Origin of the sequence: Sulfitobacter geojensis (assembly GCF_000622325.1) — a bacterium.
Taxonomy (GTDB): Bacteria; Pseudomonadota; Alphaproteobacteria; order Rhodobacterales; family Rhodobacteraceae; genus Sulfitobacter; species Sulfitobacter geojensis.
This window is the reverse complement of the sequence record NZ_JASE01000002.1, coordinates 123,535-136,694: the sequence shown is the minus strand read 5'-3', so window position 1 is coordinate 136,694 and position 13,160 is coordinate 123,535. Positions and strand designations below refer to the sequence as shown.

At 61.8% G+C, this 13,160-nt stretch carries 17 protein-coding genes; 15 read left to right on the top strand and 2 right to left on the bottom strand.

The window, feature by feature from the left end:
• Positions 1–708: 708 nt before the first annotated feature.
• Both Z947_RS0101055 and Z947_RS0101050 read right to left on the bottom strand, forming a co-directional pair.
• The gene (locus tag Z947_RS0101055) at positions 709–966 is read right to left on the bottom strand and encodes a helix-turn-helix domain-containing protein (protein ID WP_025042456.1); all 258 of its coding nucleotides are present in this window, start codon (positions 964–966) and stop codon (positions 709–711) included.
• 124 nt (positions 967–1,090) lie between these two features.
• Positions 1,091–1,342, bottom strand: coding sequence for a hypothetical protein (locus Z947_RS0101050; RefSeq protein ID WP_025042455.1), 252 nt, complete (start codon positions 1,340–1,342; stop codon positions 1,091–1,093).
• Positions 1,343–1,552: 210 nt separating this feature from the next.
• Between Z947_RS0101050 and Z947_RS0101045 the strand changes: the two genes are divergently transcribed.
• From Z947_RS0101045 to Z947_RS0100975, 15 genes are all read left to right on the top strand, one after another.
• Positions 1,553–1,921 (top strand): hypothetical protein, encoded by a 369-nt coding sequence (locus tag Z947_RS0101045; RefSeq protein ID WP_025042454.1) that lies wholly within the window; start codon positions 1,553–1,555, stop codon positions 1,919–1,921.
• A gap of 43 nt (positions 1,922–1,964) precedes the next feature.
• Positions 1,965–2,579 carry a lytic transglycosylase domain-containing protein gene (locus Z947_RS0101040; RefSeq protein WP_025042453.1) on the top strand — a complete coding sequence of 205 codons (615 nt, stop codon included), beginning with the start codon at positions 1,965–1,967 and terminating at the stop codon, positions 2,577–2,579.
• A 107-nt stretch (positions 2,580–2,686) separates the two neighbouring features.
• Entirely contained in the window at positions 2,687–2,971 is a 285-nt protein-coding gene (locus Z947_RS20670) for a TrbC/VirB2 family protein (RefSeq protein WP_037938508.1), read from the top strand.
• Positions 2,964–3,242, top strand: coding sequence for a VirB3 family type IV secretion system protein (locus Z947_RS0101030; protein WP_025042451.1), 279 nt, complete (start codon positions 2,964–2,966; stop codon positions 3,240–3,242). The genes Z947_RS20670 and Z947_RS0101030 overlap by 8 nt, the downstream gene beginning before the upstream one ends.
• On the top strand, positions 3,232–5,607 hold the full coding sequence (locus Z947_RS0101025) for a VirB4 family type IV secretion/conjugal transfer ATPase (RefSeq protein WP_025042450.1): 2,376 nt from the start codon (positions 3,232–3,234) through the stop codon (positions 5,605–5,607). Before Z947_RS0101030 ends, Z947_RS0101025 begins: the two co-directional genes overlap by 11 nt.
• On the top strand, positions 5,604–5,771 hold the full coding sequence (locus Z947_RS22195) for a hypothetical protein (protein ID WP_169737470.1): 168 nt from the start codon (positions 5,604–5,606) through the stop codon (positions 5,769–5,771). The genes Z947_RS0101025 and Z947_RS22195 overlap by 4 nt, the downstream gene beginning before the upstream one ends.
• Complete coding sequence (locus Z947_RS0101015; RefSeq protein WP_025042449.1) at positions 5,761–6,915, top strand: lytic transglycosylase domain-containing protein; 1,155 nt, start codon at positions 5,761–5,763, stop codon at positions 6,913–6,915. Before Z947_RS22195 ends, Z947_RS0101015 begins: the two co-directional genes overlap by 11 nt.
• Positions 6,915–7,724: a type IV secretion system protein gene (locus Z947_RS0101010; RefSeq protein ID WP_025042448.1), complete on the top strand. Its 810-nt coding sequence runs from the start codon at positions 6,915–6,917 to the stop codon at positions 7,722–7,724. Before Z947_RS0101015 ends, Z947_RS0101010 begins: the two co-directional genes overlap by 1 nt.
• Before the next feature lie 17 nt (positions 7,725–7,741).
• Positions 7,742–8,395: a VirB8 family type IV secretion system protein gene (locus tag Z947_RS0101005; protein ID WP_025042447.1), complete on the top strand. Its 654-nt coding sequence runs from the start codon at positions 7,742–7,744 to the stop codon at positions 8,393–8,395.
• A 2-nt stretch (positions 8,396–8,397) separates the two neighbouring features.
• Complete coding sequence (locus Z947_RS0101000; protein ID WP_025042446.1) at positions 8,398–9,096, top strand: TrbG/VirB9 family P-type conjugative transfer protein; 699 nt, start codon at positions 8,398–8,400, stop codon at positions 9,094–9,096.
• The gene (locus Z947_RS0100995; protein ID WP_025042445.1) at positions 9,093–10,472 is read left to right on the top strand and encodes a TraB/TrbI/VirB10 family type IV secretion system protein; all 1,380 of its coding nucleotides are present in this window, start codon (positions 9,093–9,095) and stop codon (positions 10,470–10,472) included. The genes Z947_RS0101000 and Z947_RS0100995 overlap by 4 nt, the downstream gene beginning before the upstream one ends.
• Before the next feature lie 4 nt (positions 10,473–10,476).
• Entirely contained in the window at positions 10,477–11,463 is a 987-nt protein-coding gene (locus Z947_RS0100990; RefSeq protein WP_025042444.1) for an ATPase, T2SS/T4P/T4SS family, read from the top strand.
• Entirely contained in the window at positions 11,460–11,654 is a 195-nt protein-coding gene (locus Z947_RS0100985) for a DUF4177 domain-containing protein (RefSeq protein WP_009808068.1), read from the top strand. The genes Z947_RS0100990 and Z947_RS0100985 overlap by 4 nt, the downstream gene beginning before the upstream one ends.
• Positions 11,651–12,070 (top strand): hypothetical protein, encoded by a 420-nt coding sequence (locus tag Z947_RS0100980; protein ID WP_025042443.1) that lies wholly within the window; start codon positions 11,651–11,653, stop codon positions 12,068–12,070. The genes Z947_RS0100985 and Z947_RS0100980 overlap by 4 nt, the downstream gene beginning before the upstream one ends.
• 12 nt (positions 12,071–12,082) lie before the next feature.
• Positions 12,083–13,159: a TrbL/VirB6 family protein gene (locus Z947_RS0100975; RefSeq protein WP_025042442.1), complete on the top strand. Its 1,077-nt coding sequence runs from the start codon at positions 12,083–12,085 to the stop codon at positions 13,157–13,159.
• Position 13,160: the final 1 nt, after the last annotated feature.

Below are 13,160 nucleotides of genomic sequence, written 5' to 3'. Positions count from 1 at the left end.
ACCCGTTAACCCGCTTGTTCTAATGTTTCAGGCGGAGCGGGTTTTCTGGAATGGAGAGTGACAGCACAGTCCGCATCTTAACCACCTAATCGTCGGTTTCTGCCGCGCTGAACATTAATGGCAGATTTTCATACGGCATGGCGGCAAAGGAAATTGTGCTACCGCGGCAAGTTGCATGCCACGAACGCACGCAGCAAGAAACCGCAAGGACCGGGTTGGGCTCCTTCGAGACCTTCGCTGCCATCTTCTCCAATGACCGGTACGCTCGCAGACCCTTTCTATCAATATGAACTGGCGGCTGCCTGAGAAGCCTATCCATTGTCACTTTTTCGAATCCGCATGAGCGCATCGAAGTCGATTTCTTGCTTCTGTTCGTCACTTATATCCGGCCGGGTTTCCGAAACCGGCTGGGGTCCGTAGACGTCCCACATCACCGCATGTGAGCCTGTACTCCAGCGATAAACCCAACCAACAACACTGCACCCATCGGTCCCAATCAGATTGGCGATCGCGACGCCCTCACCCTTATCTTCGTTCACTGTTTATTGACTTCCTGCACTGTGGCGCTGCGAATTGCGGCGTGGGGTTGCAGAGCGTTCAATACGACCGCGCGCCGGGCTTCGTTGATGTTGGCTAACTGGACCGCGATGAGGGAATGATCATCAGTACGGGAAAATGAGTTCCTGTGTTCTCAACAATTTATTGGCTTCAAATCCTGTGGTCGGGCTCCATGGCGGCTTCAACGATCGCCAGAAGCTGGAACGGATCAAAGCCGATGGCACGCGCCAAAACGACCAGTTCGACAACGTCGACCCGGCGCTGACCGCTTTCAAGACGGGCAATAAGGGATTGGTGGCATCTGAGCCTATCCGCCAAGTCTTTCTGGCCGAGGCCCGCTTTGATGCGCGCGTCGACCAACGCCTGGCAGAGTGCCACTTGCCCTTTGCTTCTAATTGTCTTTGCCACGCGTCACATACCTTTTGTGACGTCGCTAGCGGATGAAATCTGTTATCTAAAAAGTAGATATATGAGGGTGTTATCGGCGTCTGGTTTCCATGGGTTGCAAGTCTGATGCTCCCGAGGTTGCCCATCAATCCCCTACCAATTGCAGAAATCGGCCATAGTCCTCGCTGACTTCGCGCGCTTCCTCGAAGGCGCGGGCGCGCTCGCTGTCGAGGCAACGGAAGTAGCTCTGGATATCCTGGATGTAATCTTCGAAGTCGCCACGGATGATGTCCGAATAGTCCCGCGCTGCCTGCGAATCGCTAGGCATGAAAGGACGGGCCGGGGCGAAGCAGGATTCCGCCAAAACTGGTCCGGGAACGCAGATCAGAAGGACCATAGCTTGCATTGGGAGCAGGCCTGTCAACCTTGGGTTTCTCAAACCTGTTATCTCCTTGATCGCAGACACTGGCCGTGACTAGTGTTTGCGTGACCAAACTACAGCTAAAGCACGATATTACATCTTGCGGTTGATAGTATACTATCGTAACTCTGGGCTTCAAGTGGGAATGCCTGGGGTCGCGCCATTGGAGAAAGCGTGAGCCGGGCCATGAACTGGGACATCGAAGCACCAAATGTGGTTACGGAAGCCAGGTTCCGCGAACTCGTGGAAAGCGGCTATAGCGCAGAAATCCTGTGCCAGGAGTCGGCTCATAAGAAAGGCCCCAGCTATTACGGGGTCTGGATCATGCGCGTTGTCTCTGACGAGGGCGTGGAAAAGCTCCTCGTCACCGCCCGCACGCGGACGACCTACAACGATATCAAGATCCGCGAGTTCAAGACGATCTCCGGCGTGGTGTCTTTCTTTATTGGCCTTGGCTTTGCGCATGTCGACCTGCCGCTTGAGGCGGGGACAAGCCGCACGCATAAACTTGCCCCGTCAGACAAAGCCCCATCAGACAAGGGCGCTGACAACTAACCTCGTCTGCCTCTGGCTGGTCGCCGCGCCAGCCTCCGCGCAAATGGTCTTGGTCATGGAGAGCGACGGCTCTCTGACCCCGTCGCAGTCTCAGAACAGCTTTGCGCGGAACTACAATGACGGCATCGGTCAGGGTTCAGCCTCCGATGGGATTGCGATCTTCGGCGAGGTAGAGGCCGAGCAAGAGGGCGTCCAAGGCGCGGCCCTTGCCCGCCCGACTCCCCTGCCCCGCGCCGATGTCCTCTCCGGGATTCAGACCACGGCCTTGCGCTATGCCGGCCATCCCGGCCTGCGTCGCGCGGGGCTTTCCGTGACGGATTGGCTGACCCTCTACCGGGCCAATATCGAGGTTGAGAGCGCCTACCGGCAGGATGCGGTCTCCCGCGCGGGCGCTATTGGCCTTGGCCAGCTGATGCCCGCCACCGCGCGTGATCTCGACGTCGATCCGCGCGATCCGTTGCAGAACCTCGACGGCTCTGCCCGTTACCTCGCGATGATGCTGGAGCGCTTCGGCGATCCGCGCCTGGCGCTTGCGGCCTACAACGCGGGACCCGATGCCGTGCGCCAACACGGTGGCATTCCCCCTTACCGAGAAACCCAGAACCACGTGGCCCGCGTCATGGCCGTCGTGGCCCGATTGGAAGGATCAAATTCATGATGTCCCAACCTTTTTGGAAATCATTCCTCAAAACACTTATCGGCAATGTCACGAGAGCGCGCAGCGCGGCAGTGCATTGGCGATACCGCTTTTTCCAAACAAGTTGGATTTCAAACCTCTTTGTCGCCTCACTGGCGCTCTTCCTGCTCATTTCAGAGCCAGCGCTTGCACAGAGCATCGATCTCTCCCCGATCCAGAGCCTGTTGCAGGGCATCGTCGATGCGCTGACCGGCCCACTAGGCGTTGTCATCGCGACGCTTGCAGTTCTCGGGGTCTTTCTCAGCTGGTTCTTCAACATCATCGATCTGCGCCAGGCGCTTTGGGTGCTTGTCGGCATCGCCGGTGTTGCGGCAGCCCCCACCATCGTTGCCGCGGTCTTTGCCGGTGGCTGAGCGCGCGCCTCTCTTTCTCGGCCTCGTGCGCCCGCCGAAGCTTCTGGGCCTGCCCATCATGTACGCGATGGTCTGGCTCTTTGGCTCGGTGCTCCTATTCGTCTGGGTCCAGCATATCGCGGTGCTGGCTGTCGCGGCCCTGCTCTATCCGGTGCTGTGGAAGGCCGCGGATTGGGACCCGCGTTTCATCGACGTGATGATGACGGCCCTGCAGGAGACACCGCCCACGCGCAACAGGTCCATTCATGGCGGGGATAGCTATGCCCCGTGATGACGCCCGTGATGCTGCGCTCGATGCCCGCACAATGACGCCGGACTGGTATGCGCGCGAGACCCGCCTCGCGCATATGCTGCCCTATGTGAGCCTCGTTGACGACCAGACCGTGCGGACCCGGGTGAACGAACTCTTCCGCTGCATCCGGCTCGAGGGGATCAACAGCTACACGACCGACGATGCCTATCTCGACAAGGTGACGGCGCTTTTTGCCCGCATCGTCGCGCAGCTCGGGCCGGAATTCAGCTATTACGTCCACAAGGTCTCCAAGGCCGTCAAACCTGATCTCGACCCCATCCGCGAGGATAGCTTCGCAGGCGAGGTGGACCGGCGCTGGCGCGCGAAACTCGAGACCAGCGGGCTCCGCGACAAGACGCTGACGCTCACCGTCATTCACCGCCCACCCCCGAAAAGCCTTCTGCCGTTCCTCAGCCGTAGCGCACCGGACCGCCTGAGAGAGGAGACCCGCAAGCGCCTGCAGCGCTTGGGCGAGGCCGTGAACGTCTTCCTCTCGGGGCTTACCGAGCTCAAGCCGCGCCTGCTGTCAGCGGGATCGGGAGAGTTGGTGGGGTTTCTGGGCGCACTGAACACGGGGCAAGAGCTGCCGCTCTACCCGGCAAACACCTACGGCTTTCTGTCCTTCAACGTCGCCAATACCCGCGTGACGTTTCATGGCGATCATTTCGAGCTCTCGGAAGGCGTCGTGGGGCATCGCTACGGCAAGAGTTTCACCATCGGGGTATACTCGGAAGGCACCTCCTGCACCATGTTCGACATGCTGAACCTGCCGGTCGACATGATCGTGACGCACTCCTTCACGCCGATCAATTCGAACCTCATGGCGGGCCGTATCAAGCGGCAAAAGCGCCAGATGCAGGCCAGCCAGGATGCGGCCCTCTCGCTCATGGAAGCCCTCGACATCGCCGCCGATGATCTCGAGGCCAAGCGCCAAAGCTTCGGCGAGCATCACATGGTCGTGACGCTCTTTTGCGACACGCTCGAAGAACTGCAAACCCTCAGCGCGGAGATCGTGAACGCCGCGGCAACCGAAGGCGTGAAGATGATTGGCGAGCGGGTCGCGGCCAAGGCGCATTACCTCAGCCAGCACCCCGGCAACCAGCCAAAGCGCGTCCGCGCCAGCGCCGTCACCAACCGCAACTTCGCGGATTTTGCGGCCTTCCACCGGACACAGCTCGGCAAACCTGCAGCACTTACCCCCTGGGGCCGGGTCGTCACCTATTTGCCCACGCCGGAGCAGAGCGCGTACCGGTTTTCCTATCACGAGCAGGGATCGCCCGACAAAGAACCGACCAGCGGCCATACCCTGATCATGGGGCGGCCCGGGTCGGGCAAATCGGTGCTCTCGGCCTTCCTGATGACCCAGGCCCGTCGAGCAGGGGCGCGGATCTTCGTCTTCGACTACCGTCTCGGTATGGAGATGGCGGTGCGCGCCAATGGCGGGCGCTACGCCTCCCTGAACGCAGGCCAGCCCACGGGTCTCAATCCGCTCTGGACCGAAACCGATGCGCGGGGGACCGCCTGGCTCTCGGACTGGCTTGCCACGCTTCTCTACCGCGCCGACAAGCCCCTGACGCCGGCACAGACCAATCGCATCCAGGAAGTCGTGCGCCAGAACGCGCAGGCCACAAACCCGGCCCTGCGGAACTGGCGGGATTTCGCGTCGCTTTTTGTGTCCACCGATGATGGCGGCGATCTGCACCAGCGCCTGCTTGAGTGGACCGAAGACGGCCGCTATGGCTGGATCTTCGGGCAGAGCCTCGAGGACACGTTCTCGCTCAAGGGCGATGTCGTGGGCTTCGATCTGACCGGCATTCTCGACAGCGAGGCCGACAAGGAACGGATGGCGGTCCTGTCCTATCTTTTCCGCCGGGTCGAGCGCGAGATCGAGGATCGCCGCCCCACCATCATCGTGATCGACGAGGCCTGGAAGGCCCTCGATAACGCGTATTTCGCCGAGCGGCTGTCGAACTGGCTGGTGACCGCGCGCAAGCAGAACACCGTCGCGGTGATGATGACGCAATACGCGAGCCAGCTCGAGCGCACCCGGACCGGCAAGACCATCATCGAGGCGGTGCCGACGCAGATCCTGCTGCCCAAAATCCGCGCGCAGCCTGCGGATTACGCCATGCTGAACCTGACGGAGAAGGAGCTCGACGTCCTTCTGAACACGGGCAGCAACAGCCGCCTCGCGCTGATCCGCGACGACCAGGGCTCAATCGTCGTCGATGCCGATCTGAGCGCCCTCGGGCCCAATCTCACGATCCTTGGCGGCATGGAAAAGGGCGAAGCGCTCGTCGGCCCCGATTACCGCGACCGCCCAGACTTCTGGAGGCTTTCATGATCCGTATTCTTATCGCTTTGGCTGCGCTCGGCGCGCTGGCCTCCTGCACCCAGTATCGGGAGCCGCAGGCCAATTGCTTTTCCTTTCTCGCCTCGACGGCAGCGACAGCCCAGGATTGCCACTTCGCACCGCTCGGCGCGCCGGAGGGCGACATTGAAGTCTAGCCTGCCTCATATCCTCGCGTTTTGCCTGCTGCCCGGTCTCGTCTTGTCTCAAGGCGTGCCGACCAATGACAGTGGGCTGACCGCGCGTGACATCGTCGAGACCGGCGATCGCGAAGCAGACTTGGCAGTTCAGGCGGACAAGCTTGCCGTGCGCGAACTCATCGCCGAGATCGAACGGGAGCAGCTGGAAACCCTCCGACGCATCCTCGATGCCCAGACCAGCTTCGGCGGTCAGGGCCTGCCCGCCATGGTCTCGGGGCTGGAAAGCGGCAGCGGGGATCCCGACCGCTCGGTGGCGGCGGTCTATGGCACGGGCCAGATAGATCCCAATCCCGGCGGTGAACAGATGTTCGGGGATGTGTCTGAGACCATCGAGCAGCTCATCATCCGCGTGGCTCAGGAGACCAGCGGCTTTGCGGGTGTTGGCCGCGCAGGGCTTTCCCCCGTCCAATGGCGCGCGCTGCTGCAAGCGCTGATCTGGCAGGAAAGCCGTTTCACCATCGGTGCACGCTCTCCCGTCGGCGCCTATGGCCTCACCCAGATCATGCCGGGCACGGCCAGCGATCTGGGCATAAACCCGGAATACTATGACAGCCCTTACCTGCAGGTGCATGGCGGCGCGCGCTATCTCGCGACCCAGCTCAACACATTCGATGGCAACATCATCAACGCCCTTGCGGCCTATAATGCCGGACCCGGCCGGGTTTTCGAGTATGGCGGCGTTCCGCCCTTTCGCGAGACCCAGCACTACGTCCAGGTGATCCCCGAACGCTATAACCTCTATTTGACCCGTATCGGCGGGATCGAAGCGCTTGGCACGATCGACCCCGCGCTTCTGGCCAATGCCAACCTCTCGCTCACTGGGCACGGCGCGGCCTTCTATGGCAACAACTCACCCGCCGCGATCAGGCAAGCCGCCCTGCGTATTGCGGATATCGTCGAACGGATTTCCGAGACCGAGGATGTGCAGGAGAGCGTTGCGCTCAACACTTATGCCCGCGCCGAACTCGTGCGTCTCGTGGCTGCCCGCATCCGGCTTCAGGCCGCCCGCACCCGCGTACTCTCCGCCGAAGAGCTGGCCCAGGCCAGCGCCCGCATGGCCGAAGGCGCGTTCATGGATTTTACGATCAGGGAGATTGAATGATGGGACATCTGCTCTTGAGGACAGCTTTGGCCACGACACTTGGGGTTGGTCTGCATCTTGGCGCCCTATCCCCTGCCCTCGCGCAAGGCGTGCCCGTCGTCGATACCCAGAACATCGCGCAAAACATCCAGCAGCTGCGGCAGATGATCGAAGACGAGATCCTGCAAAACGAGCAGCTGACGCAGCTCCGCGAACAGCTTGCCACACTCACGGATCAACTCGCGGAGCTGCAAAGAACCTATGAAGCGCTCACCCGACTCGCCGAGCTTCCAGAAATCATCCGGACGGAAATGGAAGACGAGTTGAACGGTCTGCTCGACCAGGAGTTCGGGGACATCCTCGCCACGATTGAGGCGATCAAGACTGGAGATTTCTCGGGCCTCTCGGGCTCCGGCGCAGGCGAAATCGAAACCCAGATGGATCGGGTGCTGGCCGATCTCGGATTTGACGATGAAACCCTCTCGGAAATGGCCACGAGCGGCAATCCCGGGGCCAACCGCGTGGCGACGCAGGCCACCACCGGTGCCCTTGTCTCGGCGGCGGCCCAGAACAGCTATGAGGATGCCGGCCAATCGCTCGAGCGGGTCGACCGCCTTGTCGGGCTCATCGACGACATGGAAGAGCTCAAGCAAAGCGTCGATCTCAACACGCGCGTGACCGCGGAGCTCGCCATTGCACTGGTCGCCATGTGGCAACTCGAAGCCATCCAGACCGTGGGCGATGGCACCGGCGGCGTGATCGATGCCGCCACCATCGCCGAAGAGCAGCGCTTCATGGATTTCACGTTGCCGGACCTCCGGGCAGACTGATCGTGGGGGCATGACGGGTGGCGACTGAACAAGAAATCATCGAAGAAGAACTGGTCTATGGCGCGCTGCGCCGCGAACGGCTCTGGCAACGCCTTGGCCTGATGGGCCTTGTCTTCGGTATCATCGGCTGTCTGAGCGCAGCAGCAGTCGCGATCCTCGATGTCGACCCACCCCCCGTCGTTGTCCCCTATGATCCCGCCACCGGCTTTGCACTCCCCGAGGCCTCGGTGGGCGCTTCCTCGGTGACCGCCAACCAGGCGATCATCGAGGCGGAGGTCTTCCGCTATGTGACCGACCGGGAGATCTACAATCAGCTCGATAACGATCTGCGCATCCTCAGCGTCCTGCGCCGCTCGGACGGGGCCGCCGAGAGCAGGCTGCGCCAGATATGGAACAGCGCAAATGAAAACTATCCACCGACCGTCTATGGCCCCAATGCCCGGCTCGACGTGGAAATCCTCAGCATCAACCGGATCGGATCCAACCGCGCCACCGTGCGCTTGCGCAAGCGGCTGACCTCCATCAACGGCACCCAGACCGGGCTCTTCACCGCGACCCTTCTCTTCGAGTTCCGTCCCGAGACCCGCCGGTCCATCGATGAGGTCTGGACCAATCCGTTTGGGTTCACCGTGCTCGAATATTCCATCCGCTCCGACAGATTGGAGAACTGATCTTGTTTCCCGTACGAATTGCATTTGTTGTCCTTATCGTTTTGTTGCCGGGGTTGGTCGCCGCCGAAGCCATCCCGCGTGGCGGTCCCAACGACAATCGGGTGCGCTTGGCCAGCTACCAGGAGGGTCAGGTCTACCGTCTCAGCGTGTCGCTCACCCATGTGACCACCATCGAGTTCGGCGAGGGCGAAAGCATCCGCTCGATTATCGCAGGCGACACGGAAGGGTTTGAGATCGATGGCGTGCCGGGCGGCCAGGCCTTCGCGATCAAGCCCGTCGCGCGCGGGGTGCATACCAATGTGACGGTCTACACGAACAGGCGAAGCTACTATTTCAACGTCGAGGAGGTCCGCAGCCCGACCTTCTATGTGGTGCAGTTCCGCTATCCGGAGGACGATGCGCGCCCGACCCGGGCCATCGCCGCCCAAGCGCCGAACTACAATTACGGCACCAGCGCGCGGACCGAGTTCACGCCAACGCGCATCTGGGATGACGGGACGTTCACGTATTTCGCGTTTCCGCGGAACGCACCTGTGCCAGCGATCTTTCGCTACGCGGGCGGCCACGAGCGCACGGTCAACACGCAAACTCCTGAAGACGGCGTGATCCGCGTCAGCGGCGTAAACCGCCAATGGGTCTTGCGACTTGGCGAAGAGGTGGTCTGCATCGAGGCGATCCCGCCCGCGGAGGCCGCCTCATGAGCGATACTGAGAACACCGAGCTGGAAAAACGCCTCGCCGCCCTTGAGAAAGGCAGTCCCCGCGCCCCCACGGCGGCGCAGCGCCGGTCGCCCCTTCTCGCGCTGATCGTGGTCCTCGTCATCGGCGCAGGTGGTGCCCTGCTTTATCTCCTCTCACAGCCCGACGAAGAGGAAGCCTTGCCGACGGCCACACCAGACGTCTTCCAAAACGAGGGGGACGGCTTTGGCGCTATCGAGACATTGCCCCCGCCCGAGCCCGAGGTTGTGTTTGTCGGACCCGATCCAGTCGAGCCCAACGCGGAGCTTCTGGCGCAGATCACCGCGCTGCAGGCTCAGATCGAGGAATTGCGCAACGCCCCTGAACCGGTCGTCGAGGAAGACACCGCCGCCGCAGAGGCGATCGACGCGCTGACCGCTCAGATCGCTGCGCTCCAAGCCGCCTCGGAAGCCGCACAGCAACGATTCCAGGACGAACTGACGGCGCGGGATCGCAGCCTTGAGCAACTCCGCATGGATCTGGAACTGGCCCAACTCGAGGCCAACCGCCCCCTCCCCGCACCCACCGGGCCCACCGAGGACGAGTTGCGCGCGCGGGAAGAAGAACGGCTGCGCCGCGAGGAAGAAGCACGACGGCTCGCGGAACTTGAACGCCGCGCTGCTGAGGAGCGCGCGTTTCAGGAGCGCCGCATCACCTCGCCCACCATCGCCTTTGGCGGCACCTCAGGCGCAAATGAAACTGCTTTGACCGAACGGACTTTTGGGGAAGTGACGGATTTTGTGCTGAATGGTGCGCTGCCCACTTCGGTGACGCAAGCTGAGGTCATCGCCAACCCCTCCAACACGATCATCCAGGGCACGATGATCCAGGCCGTCATGGAAACCGCCCTCGACAGCTCTCTGCCCGGCCAGACCCGGGCCGTTGTTTCCGAAGACGTGTTCAGTTTCGACGGTTCTCGGCTCTTGATCCCGCGTGGATCCCGCCTCATCGGGCGCTATCGTTCGGGCGTTGATATCGCGCAGCGCCGGGTCACGATCGCTTGGGACCGGATCATTCTGCCCGACAACCAGACCATCCAGATCAGTTCTTTTGGGGGCGATGAACTGGGTCGCTCCGGCGTCACCGGCTTTGTCGACACGCGCTTTGACGAGCGCTTCGGCTCGGCCGCGCTGATTTCACTGATCTCCGCCGCGCCTAGTGCAGCCGCTGCAAATGTGCAGGACGAAACCGCCGCGGATGTGCTCGAAGACGTGGGCGATGATCTTGCCGATGCCACGGACAGTGTGATTGGCGATTACCTCTCGATCGGCCCGGTCATCTATGTCGACCAGGGCGCCCGCGTCACGGTCATGGTCGACCGCGATCTGGAGATATTCTGAGCCCATGTCGCTGAGCTATCTTCAAACCTCGCTCGACCGGATCGACGCCGCCGCCCGCGACGATGTCATCGAGATTTGCATCAACCCAGACGGAACCTGCTGGGGCGAGTTCCAGGGCGATCACTTCATGCGCGCGCTGGACCAGAGGCTGACGGGCGTTCAGGTCAGGGACCTCGGCAACCAGATCGCCTCCTCGGCCAATACCACGATGAGCAAGGACCGCCCCATCGTCTCGGTATCGATTACCTACAAGGGGCGCCCGATCCGCGCACAAGTCATCACCCCGCCCGCCGTGCTCTCGGCCATGTCGATAAGCCTGCGGTTCTTCTCAAGCCTGCCGCTCGAGGGTATCGCGCTCGACTTTCTCTATGGCAAAGAACGCAAGCTCGAAGACCTGCGCGTCGAAAAAAAGCGCGCCTTGCGCGCAGTGGTGGCCGCGGGTTTGATCGATGATGCGCTCGCCTTCTGCGTCGAGAACAAGCTCAACATGATCGTCTCGGGCGGCACCTCCACCGGCAAGACCGTGGCCGCGCGCAAGATCCTCGCCCATGTGCCGGCCGAGGAACGCATCGTCACCATCGAAGAAGCCGCCGAGCTTCTGCCGACCCAGCCCAATGCCGTGACCCTCATCGCCAATCGCGACGCGGAATTCCAGACCGCAGATGTGCTTCTCACCGCCACGCTGCGCATGCGCCCCGACCGGATCATCCTGGGCGAGGTGCGCGGCAAGGAGGCCATGACCTTCCTGGAAGCCATCAACACCGGCCATGGCGGGTCCATGACCACACTGCATGCCGAAACCCCGCAACTCGCCGTGCAGCGGCTCGCGATCGCGGCACTCAAGACCGAAATCCCGATGACCTATGCCGACATGATCCAGTACATCGAAAATTCCATCGATGTGATCATCCAGGCCGGTCGCCATGACGGCAAACGCGGCATCACCGAATTCTACCTGCCCGGCGCAACTGAGATTGGAGCTTCCCCATGAAGACCTTTGAATACGATATCTTGTCCTTTCCCATGACTCGTAAGACCGGCCTTTCCGACATGCAGGCCAGCCTGAATGCCAAAGGTGCAGAAGGCTGGGAGGTGGTGTCGATCAGCTCCTCGGAATTCGCCAATGTCGGGCACACAGTGTTTCTGAAGCGCGAAACGACAACAGTTGGAACCGCGGCATGAGAGTGACGCGGTTTCGCCTCGCCCTGGCTGCGCTCGCCCTCGGCCTCAGCCTGACGTTCACCCCCGCGTTCGCCGAGCGCGACCTAGTCCCTACCTTGGAGCGCCGCTTCGATGTCTGTCCGGACCGCCCCGCTGAACTCAGCTGGATGCAAGAAATCCCCCTGCGCCAAGCCTATCAGCGCGTGCTGGTCCAAGACATCTACCGTGCCCAAAACCTTGAGCGCATCGTCGAGACTGGCAGCTGCAATTGCGAGATCCGGTTCCCGTCCTGGGACGATGCCGAGGCGATGTTTCGCGAGGTCCACGCGAGTGGCGAACGATGGGAGATGCTGCAGGCCTCGGACGCCTACAACCGCCGCGCCAACGCCGCCCGCCCTGCCGCCAAGGCCATCTGCGAAGCCGCGGGCAATTGGTAAGGCTGATCCCCGATGAGCGTCGTCACCTATTTCGTTGAAACCTCCCAGGGCTATCTCGACACCGCCGCAGAAACCCAGTTCGGATCGGTTGCGGCAACGGTTGGCACGCTTCTGGTGCTGGGAACAACGCTGGTGGTGGTTCTCGTTTTCCTGAACATGATCTACCAGTACAAGGCGATGGACGGACGCACGGCATTCTGGCTCGCGGTCAAGATCGGGCTCATCGGGATATTTGCAACCAACTGGGTGCAGTTCAACGCCCTCTCCTCCGCCATCCTGGCCGGGATCGACAGCATTGCGGGTGCGCTGGTTGCTTCCGTTGGTGGTGGAACTCCCGGCCCTTCTGGCACTTTCGCAGAAGAGTTTGACCGGCTAATCGCGGAACTAGGGGACTATCTCAACGCCGCTGGGTCCGAGCTGAACTGGATGGCAGGGGCCATGCTCGACATTGTCGGGGTCCTCTTGCTCTCGATCCTCGGCGGGCTGGCCGCCTTCATCCTCGTGGCATCCCGCCTGATGATCGCACTTCTGATCGGGATCGCACCGGTGATGATTTTCCTGACCCTCTTCGAGGTCACCAAGGACTACTTCGCGCGCTGGCTGTCGGCGCTGGTCTCCTTCGCGCTCTACCCCATAGTCGTGGCCGGTGTGTTCGCGACAATCACGGGCGTCTCCTCTGCCCTCATCGGCGAACTCGGCGACCCGGAGGGAGCCTCAAACATCGGCGCGCTCATTCCCTTCTTCATGATGGTGCTCATGGCCAAGGGCTTCATCATTGCCACGCCCTTCATCGTCCGCGCGATCTCCGGAAATATTATGATGCCCGCCCTCTCCGGTGGTCTCGGCGGCGGCTACAGCTTTGCCCGCGCCGCCGTGGGCAGCCAGCAGGCCTACAATCGCTACCTGATCGGAGGCGCAAGTGGCGCAGAATACGCAGCCCTCAGGGCGCGGCAGTTCTTCGGCGTGCAGCAGATGCCCGTGAGGCAAGGCATGGGGCAGACGGGTTCCGCAGGAGGCACAGGATCCGCAGACTCGGGGTCAAAAATGCTGGCGCAGCTGGCGAGACTGGGTCGACTTGGCCGACGGTGAC